Here is a 17,174-nt window from a genome sequence, read left to right as displayed (position 1 = left end):
CTCTCGCTCATGAACGTCTCCCATGTCGCGACTCAGATGTCACCTATGTCGCGACTCAAGACACCTAGCGCCACCCACCCACCGAACCCCCGAACCGCTGCAGTTTGGGCAGACACGCGGGTCATCGGCACGCGCGGTTCGCTCAAACTGCAGCGGTTCGGCTGGGAAGGTGGGTGGCCGACGCCGGGCTCAGCTGACCTTCCTGCGGTAAATGTTCGTCGCGAAGGCGTACGCCACGACCAGGATGCCGACCATCCACGCCATTGCGATCCAGATGTCACCGGTGACCGGCTGCCCGGTGAACAGGGCACGGATCGAGTCCACGATCGGCGTCACCGGCTGATACTGCGCGAACCACGCCACCGGCCCCGGCATGGATGCCGTCGGCACGAAGGCCGAGCTGATGAACGGCAGGAAGATGAGCGGGTACGAGAACGCGCTCGCTCCGTCGACCGTCTTCGCCGTGAGCCCCGGAATGACGGCGAGCCACGTCAGCGCCAGCGTGAACAGAATCAGGATGCCCGCGACGGCGAGCCAGTCCAGCACGCTCGCGCCGGTGCGGAACCCCATGATCAGGGCGACGCCGACGACCACGACGATCGACACCAGGTTGGCGACGAGCGACGTGATCACGTGCGCCCAGAGCACCGACGACCTGGCGATCGGCATCGACTGGAATCGCTCGACGATGCCTCCCTGCATGTCCTGGAAGAGCCGGAACGCGGTGTACGAGACGCCGGATGCGACGGTGATGAGCAGGATGCCGGGGAGCAGGTAGCTGACGTACGAGACATCCGTGCCGGTGTTGATCGCGCCGCCCAGCACGTAGACGAAGAGCAGCATCAGTGCGATCGGCGTGATGCAGGTGGTGATGATCGTGTCGAGGCTGCGCGTGATGTGCTTGAGCGAACGGCCGGTGAGAACGGCGGCGTCGGCGAAGAAGTGCGAGCCCGTGGTGCTCGGAGCCCTGGTGGCGGTGATGGTGGTCATGATGCGTGTCCTTTCGTGGTTCGGTTGAGCGTCAGTCGCCGACGATGGCGAAGAAGACGTCCTCGAGGCTGGGCTGCTTCTCGACGTACTCGACCTCGGCCGGCGGCAGCAGCTGCTTGAGTTCTGAGAGGGTGCCGTTGACGATGATCCGTCCCTTGTGCAGGATCGCGATCCGGTCGGCGAGCTGCTCGGCTTCGTCGAGCAACTGCGTGGTGAGCAGCACCGTCGTGCCGTGCGCCGCGAGCTCCTTGACGGCATCCCACACCTCGATGCGGGCCTCGGGGTCGAGCCCGGTCGTCGGCTCGTCGAGGAAGATCACCGGCGGGTTGCCGATGAGGCTCATCGCGATGTCGAGCCTGCGCCGCATGCCGCCCGAGTAGGTCGCCACCTTGCGGGCGCCGGCTTCGGCGAGCGAGAAGCGGTCGAGCAGTCCGTCCGCGATCGCTGCTGGGTTGTCGAGGTGCCGCAGCCGCGCCACGAGCACCAGGTTCTCCCTGCCAGACAACACCTCGTCGACGGCAGCGAACTGCCCGGTGAGGCTGATGGATGCCCGCACGTCCGCCGCGTTCGCAGCGACGTCGTATCCGTTCACGGTCGCGGTGCCGCCGTCGGCGTGCAGCAGCGTCGAGAGGATGCGGATGGCGGTAGTCTTGCCCGCCCCGTTCGAGCCGAGCAGGGCGAAGATGGTGCCGGGCGCCACGTCGAAGTCGACGCCGCGCAGCACTTCGAGCTTCTTGTATGACTTCACCAGGCCCTGCACATGGATCGCGGGACCCTGGGTTTGCGTTGCGTTCATGGTCTGTCCGTTCTGGATTTGCGGTGATGGATCGGTATCTGGTGGTGGTTCGGCGCGCCGCTTTCGGGCTCGACGATCAGCGCCCACGTCCGGGCGTTCGTTGTGCAGTGCCTCAGCTCCCTGAGCGAGGGAAGCGGGTCGAAGGGCGGGCTGCTACCCCATCGGTCGGCGAATCGTGATCGATGCGTAGTCCGCGTGCGCCGTGATGGCGACGGTGCGGTCATCCTGCACGGGAGCGGATGCCTGGTCCAGCTCGTTGCGCAGCACGCCGTGCCGAGATGCGATGTCGAGCCAGGCGGCCGTGCCTTCCGGCACTCCGACCTCGATCGAGCCGTAGCCGCCCTCGATCTTCACCTCTCCGGTGCCGACCCTGTCGATGCGCACCTCGCCGTGGGCGCATTTGATCTCGGCGGAGCCGTTCAGCTGCTCGATCGTGACGTCCCCGGTCGAGGACTTCACGTTCAGCGGGCCCTCGACCTCGCCGAAGGTGGTGCGTCCCGTGGAGTTCTTGATCGTGCCTGCGCCCTCGAGCGTTCCGACCCGAATGGATCCTGCACCGTTCGTCACCTGGAGCGGTCCGCCGATGCGGCCTGCCTGGATCGAGCCTGCCCCCGAGTACAGGGTGGTCTTGCCCGCCTGTTCCACGCGGAGCTCGCCCGCGCCGGTGCGCACCTCGCATCCGTCGAGGATGCCGACGGTACTGAGGTTGCCCGCGCCGATCTTGCCTTCGAGGCTCGACCCGGTCGGCACCGTGATGTCGACCATGAGGTGCGGGCTGCCGCTGAACCAGGTGTAGTAGCGCAGCGTGCGCGGGATGCGCACGCCCAGCACGCCGTCGACGAAGTCGACGACCACTTCGTCGAGCGCCCGCAGGTCGTCCTTCTTGGTCGGATCGTTCGGGGTGATCGAGACCGTCGTGGTTGTCGTCTCCGCCGCGGTGACCGTAACGGTGGCGCCGACGAGAAGGTCGAGGATGACCCGGATGGGATCCGGTGTGGTGTAGTCCGTGCTCATGATGGCGTCCCTCCGGATCGTCGAGGTTGTGATTGTCATGTCGTTCACCGAACCCATCCGGTGACGCGCGTTCCGTGCGTCTCCTTCGCCGGCGGGCGGTTCGTCGTGGTGTCGAGGGTGGATGCGACGGCGCGCACCAACCAGGCGTTGACCGAGACCCCGGCCGCGGCGGCGGCCGCGTCCACGCGGGCCTTGAGCTCGTCGGGCAGTCGGAGAGTGGTGCGTGTGGTGGCACCTTCCTCGCCGTCTACCGCGATGGATGCCGCAGGTGCCGTCTGCGGCGACGTCGATGGCGCCTCCGACTCCGACCACTGCGGGGCAGGCGTGACGACGAATTCCGGCTCCCTGCCGCGCAGCCGCAGGTCGACGGAGCCGGGCGTGAGCTCCGTGCTGATCTCGCTGACGGCGGCGCCGAGCGCCTCCAGCAGCATGAGCCGGGCTGCGGCATCCAGCGCGGTGGTCAGGCGCTCTGCCGTCTCGCGCACCTCGTCGCCGCCCGCGGAAGCGGCAGCGGCCAGCTGACGTTGCAGTTCATCGACGTATGTTCCAAGTTCCATGACACCATGGTGACACCACCTTGGTGTCATGTCAACAGTGAAATGGAACTTCGTGACACCATGCGCGATGGGTCTCGATACGCGTCGCCTTCGGCGGCGCTACTCGACCGGCAGAGGGGTGGCGACTACTCGACCAGCAGAGGCGCCGGCTACTTCGAGGGGGTCGGGCTCGCCGTCGGGGGCAGTGCCACGTGCCAGAAGTGGCCGGACGCGTGCGGATACAGCTTCGTGAGCACGTAGTCGAGATCGCGATACATGCTGTCGCGATTGTGACCGGCCATCTTGATCTCCACGTGCTTATTGCCGTTCACCGTGGTGTCGATCACCTTGCTGACGATCTCCACGTGGTCGAGCACGCCGTTGTTCTCCCAGTCGAACATCACGATGTCGCCGACGGCGATCTTCGAGCGCTTGTTCAACGGGTACTCGGTCAGGCCGAGCGACTTCGCATCGGCGCGGAAGTAGTCATCCATCGACGGCACGTACCCCCACGCGGGGCTCCAGTCGTCGGCCGCATCGTGGTTGTACCACTGGTCGTTCATCTTCCAGCCGCGGGCGATGAGCGTCTGGCTCACGAAGTTGGCACAGTCGCCGCCGACCGGATTGAGGTCGCCGTAGACCTTGGTGTTGTAGTGATCCCAGTGCGCCTTCGCGTAGTCGAGCTGCTTCTGAATGGGCGCGGGCAGCGCGGGCGGCGACGCCGTGCATCCGGCGAGCGTCAGCACCGCGAACATCGCGAACACGCACGCCCACCGCCAGCGGATGCCCCGCCTCCGCTTCGACATTCCGGTTCGGCTCTGCGTGATCACGTCTTCGACGCTAGGGCAGGGCGCCTTGGCGATCGCCGAGCGAACCGCGCGCCCCGTGAATGCCCAGCGGATTGAGTGCAAGCCGGATGCGCCAGCGCGTCAGCGTGTCAGGTGCCAGAAGTGCCCGGTCGACCCTGGATGCTCTGTGGTGATCGTGGTGTCGAGGTCGCGGAACGCGACGTCGTTGTTGTGGCTGGCGAGGGAGATCTTGTACTGGCCGTCGACCTTCTCGATCTTGTCGACCACCTCGGTGTGGTCCGGCTCGGTGTCGTCTCCCCAGAAGAAGATGCCCACGTCGCCGAGCCCGACCTTCGCCCGATCCTCCTGACTGAAGGTGAGCTTCTCGAGCCCGAGCGACTCGGCGTTGTCGGCGAAGTAGGTGTCCATCGACGGCACGTAGCCCCACGGCGAGCCCCAGTCGGCGGCCGCGTTGTGGTTGTACCACTGGTCGGTCATGGTCCAGCCGCGGGCGATGAGCGTCTGGCTCACGAAGTTGGCGCAGTCGCCACCTACCGGGTTCAGGTCGCCGTACTCGGCCGTGTTGTAGTTCGTCCAGTGCGCGAGGGCGTACTGCATCTGGGCACCGACGCCCGCCGTCACGACGTACGTCAGGGCCTGGGGCTTGCTCGCCAGGGTCGCACCGGTGCCGTCGAGCAGCGCGACGTCCACGGTCCCAGGCTGGTAGTTCGCTGCGGCGGGCGCGGCGACCACGACCTTGGTGGCGCTCGCCGATGTCACCGGGACCTTCGTGGTTCCGAACGTGACCTGCTTGACATCCTTCAGCCCGGTGCCCGTGATCGTCACGTGCTGCCCGATGACGGATGCCTGTGCAGGCGACACCGCCGCCACCGCCGGTTTCACCGCAACGGGCGTCGTCGACGGGGTCGCCGAACCGCGAACGGCGTCGGCGGGGGCCGAGCATCCGGCAAGAAGCAGCGCGGATGCCGCACCCAGGCCAGCCAGCATCACCTGGCGCCGAGACGGCAGGTGGAGACCGGCATCCGATCGGGTCTGCACTCCGCGCGCGAACTCGTGCTGCGCGGCCTGATCTCGGCTCGTCGATTCATCGGGGGCGTAAGACATGACCACACCACGTTAGGTGACGAGTATTGGAATCTCCGGTGACGCGCGCATGGGGGGCAGGCGTAGCGGCGGCTGTGGGCGCTCGCACGAGCATCCGTTCGCCCGGGGCGAACTCTGCGGCCCGTCTTGCCGGATCGTTCGACGTCGCAACCATGCGGGTGTAAATTTGCAGTCTCCGCAATTTTTTCTTCATCAGCCAACGACGGCGGAATTCACGTCGTTCGGCCTGTCTCCGCTCTCATTCACTTCAGAACTTCGGGGATCCATGTCAGAAGCCGCCACGCCCGCGTCGGCGCAATCCGCGCCCAGAGCTCCCATCATGTCCCACCGGCAGATCCTCTTCGTGATCTTCGGACTGATGGCGGGCATGTTCCTTTCCGCACTCGACCAGACGGTCGTCGGTACCGCCATCCGCACCATCGGCGACGATCTGCACGGCCTCAGCCAGCAGGCGTGGGTGACCACCGCCTATCTGATCGTCTCCACGATCGCGACGCCGATCTACGGCAAGCTCTCCGACATCTTCGGCCGTCGCCCGCTCTTCATCATCGCGATCGTCATCTTCGTCGTCGGCTCGATCCTGTCCTCGTTCTCGACGTCGATGATCGAGCTCGCGGCGTTCCGCGCCATCCAGGGTCTGGGCGCCGGCGGTTTGATGTCGATGCCGCTGGCGATCATGGGCGACATCCTCGCTCCCCGCGAGCGCGCCAAATACCAGGGCTACTTCCTCGCCGTCTTCGGTGTGTCGAGTGTGCTCGGACCGCTGATCGGCGGTCTCTTCGCCGGTGCGAACCAGATCCTCTGGATCGCCGGCTGGCGCTGGGTGTTCCTCATCAACGTGCCGATCGGCATCGTCGCGCTCATCATCGTGCTGCGCTTCCTGCACATCCCGCACAACAGCCACGGCCGGGTGCGCATCGACTGGTGGGGTGCGGGCTTCGTCGTGCTGTCTCTCGTGCCGCTGCTGCTTGTGGCCGAGCAGGGCAGGGACTGGGGCTGGGGCAGCATCGAGTCGATCGCCTGCTACGTGATCGGAGCTATCGGCATCGTGGCGTTCATCATCGCCGAGATGCTGATGAAGGATGACGCGCTCATCCCGCTGAAGCTGTTCCGCTCGTCCACGTTCTCGATGGCCACTGTCATCGGTGTGCTCGTCGGATTCGGCATGTTCGGCGCAATGCTCACCTTGCCGCTGTATCTGCAGCTGGTTCTAGGGGCGAGCCCGACCGAGAGCGGGTTGCAGTTGCTCCCGATGATCCTGGGGCTGATGATCGCCTCGATCGCGAGCGGCCAGTTGATAGCCCGCACCGGGCACTACCGGCAGTTCCCGATCATCGGAACGGCCATGCTCGCCGGCGGGTTCTTCTGGCTGACGTTCCTGAAGTACGACGGCTCGTATTGGTTCATCGCGGGTGCCATGCTGCTCATCGGCCTCGGTCTGGGTCAGCTGATGCAGACGCTGACCATCGCGAGCCAGAACTCGGTGGGCCTGCGTGACATGGGTGTCGCAACCAGTGCGTCCACGTTCTTCCGTCAGATCGGTGGAACGCTCGGCACCGCGGTGCTCATCTCGCTGCTGTTCGCGGTGATGCCGTCGAACATCCAGTCGTCGCTGAGCGACAAGCCGACCCTGACCGCAGCGCTGAACGCCGCGTTCGATCCTGCCGTGGCGAAGGCCCCCGAGAACAAGGGGATCATGGGCACGATCTACGACCCGATCGTGAACAACGTGACCAAACAGACCACCAAGCAGGCGCAAGCCGGCGTCGACAAGGCGACGGCCGCCGCCAAGGCCGCCGTCGACAAGCAGGTCGCGGCGGGCCTGATCCCGGCTGATGCCCAGGCTGCTGCGGAAGCACAGGCAGTGCAGCAGGCGCAACAGGCTGCGGCCACCGCCATCCAGAAGCAGATTCCCGTCGCACGGGTGGCGTCTGACGGAACCGTCACGCTCGACTTCACGAACGCATCCCAGCGCAGCGACTTCGTCGACACCATCGAGCCCACGCTGCACACGCAGCTCGCCAAGTCCGGCAGCACCTCCAGCGTCAACGGGAACGCGATCAACGACACGTCGTTCCTCAAGGGCGCCGACCACCGGCTGTCGAAGCCGTTCCTGGTCGGTTTCAACGCGTCGGCGGTGTTGGTCTACTGGGTCGCGATGTTCGTGGTGCTGCTCGCCTTCATCCTGTCGCTGTTCTTCAAGACGCCGCCGCTGCGCGCGAAGTCGGCACTCGAGGAGGCCGCCGACGACGAGGCGACGCTCGCCAAGGTCGCCGCAGTGGAGACCGGTTCGCTCGCTCTCCCCGATGCCGTCGCGGACGACGATCGCGTGATCGCAACGGACCTGCCGACAGGGCACGGACGGCGCGCCGTCGGTGTCGACGACGCCGCCGGGGCACATCCGCACCACCCGCCGCGCCACAACGGTGGAACGGGCGAGGTCGCCACTCCCTGACCGGAGCGACAGCAACGCGGATGCCGCGGCCACGGGTTCGTCCCGGGTCGCGGCATCCTTCGTTGTGCCGGCCCGCTCCCGTTCGCGGGCACAAATGAGCGCGCTCTCACGGAGAGTCGCCTTACCGCCGGAATCGCGGTAGGTTCGCACAGGCGGGAAGGGACTTTCATGAGCGTGAATGCGCAGGCACAGGCGCCGACGCTGGAGATGGTGGCGGCGCGAGCCGGCGTCTCGCGAGCCACGGTTTCACGCGTCGTCAACGGCTCGCCCAAGGTGAAACCGGAACTCATCTCGGCGGTCAACGAGGCGATCGCCGAGTTGAACTACGTTCCGAATCGCGCGGCGCGCATGCTTGCGAGCCGCCGCACGGAGTCGATCGCGCTCGTCATTCCCGAGTCGACGTCGAGGGTGTTCACCGATCCGTTCTTCGCCTCGATCATCCAGGGCGTCGCCATGCACCTGGCGACCACGGATTACACGCTCGGCATCGTGGTGGCGTCGGAAGCGAACCCCGACAAGACCCGCCGTTACCTCACCGGCGGCAACATCGACGGAGCCCTTGTCGTCTCCCATCACTCCGGCGACCACTCCTACGCCAGGCTGGGCAGGTCGGTTCCCGTGGTGTTCGGTGGCCGGCCGCTGCACGCGGAAGACAACGACAGCGTGTTCGTCGACGTCGACAACATCTCGGGGTCGATGACCGCAACGCGGCACCTGATCGAGCGCGGACGACGCAACATCGCCACCATCGCCGGACCGGCCGACATGCCCGCAGGCTTCGATCGCGAACTCGGATGGCGACGGGCCATGGACGAAGCCGGGTTCGACACCTCGCTGATCGAGTGGGGCGACTTCTCGCCCGCATCCGGCGCCATGGCGATGCGTCGCCTTCTCGCCCGGAACACTCCGATCGATGCCGTGTTCGCCGCGAACGATCAGATGGCGCTCGGTGCGTACGCCGTCATCGCCGAGAACGGTCTGAGCATCCCCCGCGATATCGCGGTGGTGGGATATGACGACGACGCCCTCGGGTCTGCCGCCTCGCCGGCGCTCACCACCATGCACCAGTCGGCGAACGAGCTGGGCGCGGTGATGGCGAGCACACTGGTGAAGAGCATCGAGGGTCAGGACGTTGAACATCAGACCATCCTGCAGACGCGCCTCATCGTGCGCGGCTCGAGCTGACCCCGTGGTCGAGTAGCGAAGGATCAGCGCGGCTCAGCGGAAGACGACGTCGGGCATCCGTGCGAAGCGCGTTCGCATCACCGCGACGGCGTCGGGGTTGCTGTCGACGAGCACGAAGCGGCGGTCCAGCGCCGCTGACACCGCGCCGGTTGTTCCGCTTCCCGCGAAGAAGTCCAGCACCCAGTCGCCAGGACGAGAGGATGCCTGCACCATGCGCCGCACCACGCCCTCCGGCTTCTGGGTCGGGTAGCCCGTCTTCTCGCGGCCGGTCGTCGTCACGATGGTGTGCCACCAGACATCCGTCGGCAGCTTGCCTCTTGATGCCTTCTCCGCCGTGACGAGACCGGGCGCCATGTAGGGCTCGCGGTCGACGGCATCCGAGTCGAAGTGATAGGCGTGCGGATTCTTCACATAGACCAGGATCGTGTCGTGCTTTGCCGGCCAGCGCCGCTTCGCCTTCGCGCCGTAGTCGTATGCCCAGATGATCTCGTTGAGGAACGACGCCCTGCCGAACAGCGCGTCGAGCAGCACCTTCGCGTAGTGGGCCTCGCGGTAGTCGAGGTGCAGGTAGAGGGTTCCGTCGTCGGCGAGCAGCCGCCACGCCTCGATCAGGCGCGGCTCCAGGAACTCCCAGTAGTCGTCGAACCGGTCGTCGTAGCGCAGCAGGTCGCCCTTGATGCGTTCGTAGCTGCGGCCCTGGAATCCGGCGACCGATCCCTCGGCTTCACTGCGCACGACGGTGAGCGTCTGCCGCTGCTGGCTGCGGCCCGTGTTGAACGGCGGGTCGATGTAGATGACCGTGAATGCGGCATCCGGAAGGGTTGGAAGCACCGCCAGGTTGTCGGCCTCGAACACGCAGTTCTGGCCATCGGAAGTCCAAGCGGGCATTGTTCCATTGTCGTGGTTCGGCCGACCGCCACAGCACGGTGTGCATAGAGTGGCGACATGAGTGCACAGGTACGCGACGACCAGGATGCCTCCCGCTACGTCATCGAGGTCGGCGGCAATATGGTCGGCGCTTCGTACTACAACAGGTATCCGGACCACATCGTCTTCACGCACACCGAGGTGGACGAGGGTCATCAGGGCGAGGGTCTCGCGTCCGATCTGGTGCAGGCGGCGTTGGACGACGTTCGCGCGTCGGGGCTGCGCGTCGTGGCCCTCTGCCCGTATGTGCGTGCGTGGCTGCAGCGCCACCCGGACTACCAGGACCTGCAGAAGTAATCGTCAGCGCTTGGTGTCGAGCCAGGTGCGCAGCCGCGGGAGCTGCCACGTCGTGACGATGCGGTCCGCCGGAATGCCCGCTGCCTCCGCTCGCGCCGCGCCGAGGGCGATGAAGTCGAGGTGCCCCGGAGCGTGGGCGTCGCTGTCGATGCTGAACAGGCATCCTGTGTCGAGGGCGAGGGCGATGAGGTCGTCCGGCGGATCCTGCCGCTCCGGACGCGAGTTGATCTCGACGGCCACGTCGTTGTCGGCGCACGCCGTGAAGACGCGCTTCGCATCGAACGCGGACTGCGGTCTCGTGCCGCGTGACCCCTGAACCAGCCGGCCGGTGCAGTGTCCGAGCACGGCGGTGGCGGGGTTGCGCACGGCCGCGAGCATCCGCCTCGTCATCACCGTCTCGTCGGCACGGAGCTTGGAGTGCACGCTCGCCACGACCACGTCAAGCGCTGCGAGCACGTCGGGGGTCTGATCGAGCGACCCGTCGTCGAGGATGTCCACCTCGATCCCCGTGAGCAACGTCACCTCCCCCTGATGCGTCGCGTTCCACTCGGCGATGCGCGCGAGCTGCTGCGTGAGGCGCTCGGTGCTGAGCCCGTTGGCCACCGTGAGGTGCGGCGAGTGGTCCGTGATGGCCTGGTATTCGCGGCCGAGCATTGTGGCGGCATCCGCCATCGCGTCGATCGGAACGGTGCCGTCCGACCAGTTCGTGTGCGAGTGCAGGTCCCCGCGCAGGGCTGCGGCGAGCGAGGAGGCTGGGGCATCCTTCTGCTGCGCCCGCAACGACGCCAGGTAGTCGGGCGTCTCACCGGCGGCCGCCTGCGTGATGACCTCGAGGGTCCGTGCGCCGATCCCCTTGGTGTGCGCGAGGCGGCCGTCGTCGAGGCGATCGGCCAGCTCGGACGCGCTCATCCCCTCGATCGCGCCGGCCGCCCTGCGGAACGCCTGCACCTTGAACCGGGGCGCGAGGTCGCGCTCGAGCAGGAACGCGATCTCGTTCAGTGCATCGATGGCATCCATGCGGCCATCATCTCGCGTGACGACGCTCAGCGGCGCGGGCGGCCTTCGGCATCCAGTTCGATGCGCACTGGGCCGTCGCCGAAGATGCCCTTGTCGCCGTCGCCGGGAATGGGAGCAGGGACCGGCAGACGCGCCTGCCTGTCGAGCTCGAGCTGGGCCTCGTGCTTCGCCGGTGCGAAGACCTCATCGCCGATCATGAGCACGCCGCCGCCGCTTCGCGAGCCGCTCGACGACGACCGGCTCTTGTCGGAGAGATCGATCCAGCCGAGCCGATGGGCCACCCAGAGCAGCACGCAGACCGCGATCACGCCGACCAGTACCCACCAACCCACGCGGGTAGTTTAGTGGAGCTCGTATACCTCGTTGTGCACCCGCATTCAGGGTCGGGCATCACTACTGCACAGACAAGCCGAGAGCCTCGGGCTCAGCGGATGCTTCCCCTACGGCACACGGTAGAGCCAGTCGTCGGTGCCGAACTTCTCGGCGACGAGGCGCTCCGCCTCCGCATATTCGGCATCCGTGATGTCGCCGGGGACGGCACCGTAGAGCTCGGTGAAGGTCTGCTTCATGCGCTCGATGATCTCGGCGCGGCTGAGCCCGCTCTGAGCCCGAAGGGGATCGACGCGCTTGGCGGCCGAGGTGATGCCCTTGTCGCTGATCTTCTCGCGGCCGATGCGCAGCACCTCGGTCATCTTCTGACCGTCCATGTCGTAGCTCATGGTCACGTGGTGCAGCACGGCGCCGTTCTTGAAACGCTTCTGGGCTGCTCCGCCGATCTTGCCCTGCGGGCTGGCGATGTCGTTGAGCGGCTTGTAGGTGGCGTCGACCCCGAGCGATCGGAGGGCGACGAGGGCCCAGTCGTCCAGGTAGGCGTAGCTGTCGGCGAAACTCATGCCCGAGACCAGCTCTGCGGGCACGTAGAGCGAATACGTGACGACGTTGCCCTTCTCCATCATCATCGCGCCGCCGCCGGTGATGCGGCGCACGACGTCGAAGCCGTAGCGCTGTGCGCCCTGTGGATCGACCTCGTTCTTCACCGACTGGAAGCTGCCGATGACGACGGCGGATTCGTCCCACTCCCAGATGCGCAGGGTCGGCTTCCGCAACCCCTCCGCGAGCGAGTTGCTCATGGCCTCGTCGAGGGCGAGGTGCAGGCGCGGCGGAACGGCCTTCGCGTGCACGATCTCCCAGTCGTAGTCGCGCCAGGTGGTCGCGTTCGAGAGAGAACGACGGATGGCCACGGCGACGGCCTCTGGGGAGAAGCCGAGCAGTACGGCATCCGCCGGCAGGGCCCGACGAACGGCGTCGGCGATGGCGGCGGAATCGGACTCGGCCGCCAGCCCGTTCACCGCGGCGTCGATCGCCTCGAGGGCCGAGTCGGGTTCGAGGAAGAAGTCGCCCGCCAGGTGGAAGTTCGCGATCCCACCGTCGACGACGTCGAAGTCGACCACCACGAGCTTTCCGCCAGGGACCTTGTACTCACCGTGCATCCCTCAAGAGTATGGCGCGGCGCTCGCGCGGGTGAGGGCCGCAGGCCGCTGGCCGAGGGCCGCTGACGAAGACGCGGCGGATGCCGGGCCATGCCCCCGGCATCCGCCGCGATCGTATGGCTTTGCAGCCGATCGGAGTGAACCGATGTCGCGCCTCAGGGTTCCGCAACCGAGAGAGCGCTCTCAGTAGTGTGGGCGTCGTGGTGCCCACTGTCAAGACGACGGATGCCCCTCGTTCGGGCGACGCGCGCGCGAGCGGGCACCCTGCCGTCGAACCTCAGACCAAGGCGGGGAACCGAGCATCCAGCCAGTGCACGAGATCGGCGATGACCTCGTCGCGATTGGTCTCGTTGAACACCTCGTGCCGCGCACCGGGATAGATCTTCAGCGTCGTGTCGGTGAACCCGGCCCGCTTCTCATATGCCGCAATGAGCATGCGAACGCTCTTGGGCCCACCGAGCGAGTCCTCCTCGCCGATCATCACGAGAAGCGGCAGGTCGCGGATGCCCGCCCGCGGTCGCCCGAACAGACGCAGCCCGTCCGCGACGCCGAACAGCTTCAGCACGTCGGCGTCGAACGTGAGCGGGTCGGCTGCGAAGTCCGCGGAGACCTGCTCGTCGCGGCTGAGCCACTCGTATCCGGTGGTGCCGAGGTGCTTGTGATGCTTGTTGAGGTCGCCGGATTCCATGTGGAGCGGCATCCGGTACGCGGTTCCGGTGAGCACGAGCGCGTCGAGCTCGTCGGAATGATCGTTCACCAGCATCTGCGCCATCAGCGACCCCCAGCTGTGCCCGAGCAGCACCAGCGGAACGCCGGAGTTCTCCTCGCGGACGATGCGGCCGAGCCGACGGATGTCCTCGACGGCCGCCCGCAGCCCGCCCGGTCCCAGCCGCCCCAGCTTCGCGCGATCGCCGTGCCACTGATCGAGGCCGGTCTGTCCGTGTCCCCTCTGGTCGGCCGCGTAGACGCTGAAGCCCGACTCGTTCAACACCGCGATCAGCGGCTCATACCTCGTGGCGTATTCACCCAGCCCGTGCACCAGGTTGATCACGGCACGCGGATGCTCGACCTTCCACACGTAGTAGGTGACGGTGACGCCCTGTTCATCTTCGAAGCTCGGCACGGGCTGATTCTCGCATCTCAGTTGGGTGGGCGGGGCGGCCGTCGGGATCCACCATGATTCAGGACATACCGGCAGCGGAACCGGATATGTCGGCGACTGCCCGCATGTCCTGATTTGTGGCTGCGCCGGACGACTCGGGCCAGTACATTCGAGACTCGCCCTCCACGCGGAATAGTTAGCCTGGCTAATTTGCTATGCTAAACATCATGACTTCGACAGACTCGGCTCCCGTGGGCAAGCGCATCACGACGCACGAGCTCTCGTCGGAGTTGCGTGTCGCCGTCACCCGGCTGTCACGACGGCTCCGCGCCGAGAAAGCCGACAACGAGCTCGGCGACGGCCAGTACAGCGTGCTCGCCTTCCTCTGCCGCGAGGGCGAGAAGACCCTCGGCGAGCTCAGCGAGTTCGAGCGTGTGAAGCCGCCGTCGATGAACCGCACCGTCAACCAGCTGGAGGCCGCCGGGTATCTGGTGCGTCGAGCATCCGTCGACGATCGCCGCAAGGTGTACTTCATTCCGACGGATGCCGGCCGCGAGCTCGTCGCAGAGACCCGCCGCCGCCGCGACGCCTGGCTCGACAAGCGTCTGGCGAAGCTTCCTCCCGCGAAGCGGGCCCTGCTCGGTGAAGCAGCGAAGGTGATCAGAGAGCTCGCCGACTCGTGAACGCGATGTTCCGCTCCCTGACGGCGCTGAATTATCGCATCTGGTTCGCCGGCGCCCTGGTGTCCAACGTGGGCACCTGGATGCAGCGCACCGCGCAGGACTGGATCGTGCTGACCCAGCTCACCCACAACGACGCCCTCGCCGTCGGCATCGTGATGGCGCTGCAGTTCGGGCCGCAGCTCGTACTGCTGCCGATCACCGGATACGCCGCAGATCGCCTCGACCGGCGCAAACTGCTGATGGCGACGCAGGCCGGCATGGGCATCCTGGGGCTCGGGCTGGGCATCCTGACCATTTCGGGCACCGTGCAGCTCTGGCAGGTCTACATCTTCGCGCTGCTGCTCGGCATCGTCGCGGCATTCGACGCACCCGCCCGCCAGACGTTCGTCGGCGACCTGGTCGGGCCGAAGCTGCTCGGCAATGCCGTCGCCCTCAACTCCGCCTCGTTCAACGCGGCGCGCCTGATCGGGCCGGCCGTCGCCGGGCTGCTCACCGCCGCCGTCGGCGCCGGCTGGGTCTTCTTGATCAACGCCGTGAGCTTCGTCGCTGTGCTGATCTCGCTGAACTTCATGAGGCGGGCTCAGCTCCACACCGAGAAGCGCGCGAGCCGGTCGCGCGGCAGTCTGGTCGAGGGCTTCCGCTACGTGCGCGGTCGACCAGACCTCTTGGCCATCTTCGCAATGGTCTTCCTCATCGGCACGTTCGGCCTCAACTTTCCGATCTTCGTGGCGAGCATGGCGAGCACCGTGTTCCACAAGGGGGCTGGGGAGTACGGCATCCTGTCGTCGGTGATGGCCGTCGGCTCGGTGGTCGGCGCGCTGCTCGCCGCCCGGCGCGAGAAACCACGAGGGTCGCTCCTCGCTGTCGCAGCCGTCATCTTCGGAATCGGATGCATCGCCGCCGCCGCGGCGCCAGGCTACTGGTTCTTCGGCGCCATGCTCGCGATCGTCGGGGTGGCATCCCAGACCTTCAACACCACAGCCAACGGCGTTGTGCAGCTGTCGACCGATCCACTCCTGCGCGGCCGCGTGATGGCGATCTACATGGCGATCTTCATGGGCGGAACGCCGATCGGCGCGCCGATCGTGGGGTGGGTGGCCGACGCCTTCGGGCCGCGCTGGGCGCTGGTCGTGGGCGGAGCATCCGGCATAGCGGCCGCCGTGATCGGCATCTACTACATGGTGCACTTCCGGGGGATGCGCTTCGCCATCGCCGAGCGCCGCGTGCGTGTCACGTTCGCGGTGCCGACGCGCGGCATCACGCTCCCCGAGGTGCAGGGCGACGGCGCGGCCGCGCAGAAGGCCTGAGCCCGGCGGTCTCGCTACCGGGTCGCCTCACTGCCGACGCCAGTACCGCGGGCACGGCGAGCAGCACGAACGGCATGACGAGTGCGACAGTGACGTTCGTCGCTCCGGCGAGCCATCCGATCACCGCAGGCCCGCCGAAGATGCCGACGTACCCGAGCGTGATCACGCGGGACAGTACGACTCCTGAACCCGGCTGGTTGCCCGCGGCGCTGAAGATCTGGGGCACGCATCCGCAGAGTCCGACGCCGAGGATCGCCCAGCCTGCGAGCGTCACCCAGATGGACGGCGAGAACACGACTGTCGCGAGACCGACCGCGGCGACCACACTGCCGACGCGCACAACGACCACGGGGCCGACGACGGCGACGACGCGATCCACGAGCAGCCGACCGCCGGTCATGGTCACGCAGAACGCGGCGTATCCGAAGGCGGAGACGCCGGCAGCGGCCCCGAATGCCTGGGTGAGCTGCAGTCCGCTCCAGTCGGTGGCGACCCCTTCGGTGAACATCAGCACGAGGGCGCTGAGGCCGAGCATCCACGCCACGCGAGTCATCCGTACCCGTACGCGACGCGGCTGCGGTTCACGCTCGGACACGGACACCGCGTACTCATCGTCCGGCCAGCCTGCCGGCCCCGTCGGCACACGCTGGGAGGCATCGGATGTCCGCCCCTCACGCCCACCCCCTGCGCTCAGCGCACCGCCTGGCGCGAGCGGCAGCGGAGTCCGCACCAACCACCGACAGGCGACACTCACGCTCGCCGCGACGACGACAGCCGTCAGGAGCAGTTGGGTGCGGTCATCCCACCCGGCGGAGGCGAGAGCGAGCACGAGCAGGGCCCCGACAACGCCGCCAAGCGAGAAGAACGCGTGGAACGCGGCCATGATCGGCCGCCGGTAGGCGCGCTCGACCAACACCGCCTGCAGGTTCATGCCGACGTCGTTGAGTCCCATGCCGAAGCTGAAGATCGTCATGGCGACGCAGAGCACTCCGGCGTCTCCGGACTGACCCATCATCGCGGCTCCGAACGCGGCGGTGACGAGACCGCCGAGGCACAATCCGATGCTTCCGTGGCGGGCCTGAAGACGTCCGCCGAGTTGGGCGCCAACCACGATGCCGATCGAGCTGATCAGTATCAGCACGCCGAGCTCCGCTGGTGACACGTTGGCGCGGTGCGAGACGGCAGGGATCGTGGCCGCCCAGATGCCGATCAGCAGTCCGGCCGTCGCGAACAGGGCGAACACGGCGGCGCGCTCGGCGCGCGGCGTTCGGGCACCGAGTGAGGTCGGGCGAGGTGTGGCCGAGCGAAGTGTGTCGTACATCATGCCTCCTGTCCCGCCTGTCGGCGGGTCTGTCTTGGCGTCGAACAATGAGACGCGATTCCGACATCCGTGCTTCTTCAGAGAGCCTCTTCTCTCGAGACCTCACCGATCGGTGGATGCCGCGACCAACGATCGGCTAGA

General features: G+C 66.9%; 17 protein-coding genes. 5 read left to right on the top strand and 12 right to left on the bottom strand.

Annotated elements, in window-relative coordinates:
- Positions 1 to 189 precede the first annotated feature (189 nt).
- The 6 genes from MJ603_RS17540 to MJ603_RS17515 form a co-directional block, all read right to left on the bottom strand.
- Positions 190 to 990, bottom strand: coding sequence for an ABC transporter permease (locus MJ603_RS17540; protein ID WP_243065052.1), 801 nt, complete (start codon positions 988 to 990; stop codon positions 190 to 192).
- A 31-nt stretch (positions 991 to 1,021) separates the two neighbouring features.
- A complete protein-coding gene (locus tag MJ603_RS17535; protein WP_243065051.1) occupies positions 1,022 to 1,786 on the bottom strand; it encodes an ABC transporter ATP-binding protein in 765 nt (254 codons plus the stop codon).
- Between the two features lie 153 nt (positions 1,787 to 1,939).
- Positions 1,940 to 2,839, bottom strand: a complete 900-nt coding sequence (locus MJ603_RS17530) for a DUF4097 family beta strand repeat-containing protein (RefSeq protein ID WP_243065050.1) — start codon at positions 2,837 to 2,839, stop codon at positions 1,940 to 1,942.
- A 5-nt stretch (positions 2,840 to 2,844) separates the two neighbouring features.
- Positions 2,845 to 3,357 (bottom strand): toxin-antitoxin system HicB family antitoxin, encoded by a 513-nt coding sequence (locus MJ603_RS17525; RefSeq protein WP_243065049.1) that lies wholly within the window; start codon positions 3,355 to 3,357, stop codon positions 2,845 to 2,847.
- 149 nt (positions 3,358 to 3,506) lie between these two features.
- A complete protein-coding gene (locus tag MJ603_RS17520) occupies positions 3,507 to 4,166 on the bottom strand; it encodes an amidase domain-containing protein (protein ID WP_243065048.1) in 660 nt (219 codons plus the stop codon).
- 99 nt (positions 4,167 to 4,265) lie between these two features.
- Positions 4,266 to 5,249, bottom strand: a complete 984-nt coding sequence (locus MJ603_RS17515) for an amidase domain-containing protein (protein ID WP_243065047.1) — start codon at positions 5,247 to 5,249, stop codon at positions 4,266 to 4,268.
- Between the two features lie 319 nt (positions 5,250 to 5,568).
- Between MJ603_RS17515 and MJ603_RS17510 the strand changes: the two genes are divergently transcribed.
- Both MJ603_RS17510 and MJ603_RS17505 read left to right on the top strand, forming a co-directional pair.
- Complete coding sequence (locus MJ603_RS17510; RefSeq protein ID WP_243065046.1) at positions 5,569 to 7,704, top strand: MDR family MFS transporter; 2,136 nt, start codon at positions 5,569 to 5,571, stop codon at positions 7,702 to 7,704.
- A 168-nt stretch (positions 7,705 to 7,872) separates the two neighbouring features.
- Positions 7,873 to 8,889, top strand: coding sequence for a LacI family DNA-binding transcriptional regulator (locus tag MJ603_RS17505; RefSeq protein ID WP_243065045.1), 1,017 nt, complete (start codon positions 7,873 to 7,875; stop codon positions 8,887 to 8,889).
- A gap of 33 nt (positions 8,890 to 8,922) precedes the next feature.
- Here MJ603_RS17505 and MJ603_RS17500 read toward each other — a convergent pair whose 3' ends face one another.
- Positions 8,923 to 9,777 (bottom strand): site-specific DNA-methyltransferase, encoded by an 855-nt coding sequence (locus tag MJ603_RS17500; protein ID WP_243065044.1) that lies wholly within the window; start codon positions 9,775 to 9,777, stop codon positions 8,923 to 8,925.
- A gap of 57 nt (positions 9,778 to 9,834) precedes the next feature.
- Between MJ603_RS17500 and MJ603_RS17495 the strand changes: the two genes are divergently transcribed.
- Positions 9,835 to 10,113: a GNAT family N-acetyltransferase gene (locus tag MJ603_RS17495; RefSeq protein WP_243065043.1), complete on the top strand. Its 279-nt coding sequence runs from the start codon at positions 9,835 to 9,837 to the stop codon at positions 10,111 to 10,113.
- A 3-nt stretch (positions 10,114 to 10,116) separates the two neighbouring features.
- Here MJ603_RS17495 and MJ603_RS17490 read toward each other — a convergent pair whose 3' ends face one another.
- The 4 genes from MJ603_RS17490 to MJ603_RS17475 all read right to left on the bottom strand — a co-directional run bounded on the left by MJ603_RS17490 (position 10,117) and on the right by MJ603_RS17475 (position 13,743).
- On the bottom strand, positions 10,117 to 11,130 hold the full coding sequence (locus tag MJ603_RS17490) for a PHP domain-containing protein (RefSeq protein ID WP_243065042.1): 1,014 nt from the start codon (positions 11,128 to 11,130) through the stop codon (positions 10,117 to 10,119).
- Positions 11,131 to 11,156: 26 nt separating this feature from the next.
- Entirely contained in the window at positions 11,157 to 11,462 is a 306-nt protein-coding gene (locus MJ603_RS17485; protein ID WP_243065041.1) for a hypothetical protein, read from the bottom strand.
- A gap of 108 nt (positions 11,463 to 11,570) precedes the next feature.
- Positions 11,571 to 12,620, bottom strand: a complete 1,050-nt coding sequence (locus MJ603_RS17480; RefSeq protein ID WP_243065040.1) for a biotin/lipoate A/B protein ligase family protein — start codon at positions 12,618 to 12,620, stop codon at positions 11,571 to 11,573.
- A gap of 277 nt (positions 12,621 to 12,897) precedes the next feature.
- On the bottom strand, positions 12,898 to 13,743 hold the full coding sequence (locus MJ603_RS17475; protein WP_243065039.1) for an alpha/beta fold hydrolase: 846 nt from the start codon (positions 13,741 to 13,743) through the stop codon (positions 12,898 to 12,900).
- 206 nt (positions 13,744 to 13,949) lie between these two features.
- On the opposite strand from MJ603_RS17475, the gene MJ603_RS17470 reads away from it, so the two are divergent.
- Positions 13,950 to 14,405, top strand: a complete 456-nt coding sequence (locus tag MJ603_RS17470; RefSeq protein ID WP_243065038.1) for a MarR family winged helix-turn-helix transcriptional regulator — start codon at positions 13,950 to 13,952, stop codon at positions 14,403 to 14,405.
- Positions 14,406 to 14,410: 5 nt separating this feature from the next.
- On the top strand, positions 14,411 to 15,712 hold the full coding sequence (locus MJ603_RS17465; RefSeq protein ID WP_243065037.1) for an MFS transporter: 1,302 nt from the start codon (positions 14,411 to 14,413) through the stop codon (positions 15,710 to 15,712).
- Here the strand turns inward: MJ603_RS17465 and MJ603_RS17460 are convergent.
- Positions 15,663 to 17,033, bottom strand: a complete 1,371-nt coding sequence (locus tag MJ603_RS17460; protein ID WP_243065036.1) for an MFS transporter — start codon at positions 17,031 to 17,033, stop codon at positions 15,663 to 15,665. The two genes, MJ603_RS17465 and MJ603_RS17460, sit on opposite strands and share 50 nt — an antisense overlap.
- Positions 17,034 to 17,174: the final 141 nt, after the last annotated feature.

This window comes from Humibacter sp. RRB41 (assembly GCF_022761015.1).
Classification (GTDB): Bacteria; Actinomycetota; Actinomycetes; order Actinomycetales; family Microbacteriaceae; genus Humibacter.
Note: the sequence above shows the minus strand (reverse complement) of the source record. Positions and strands in the feature narration are given on the sequence as shown.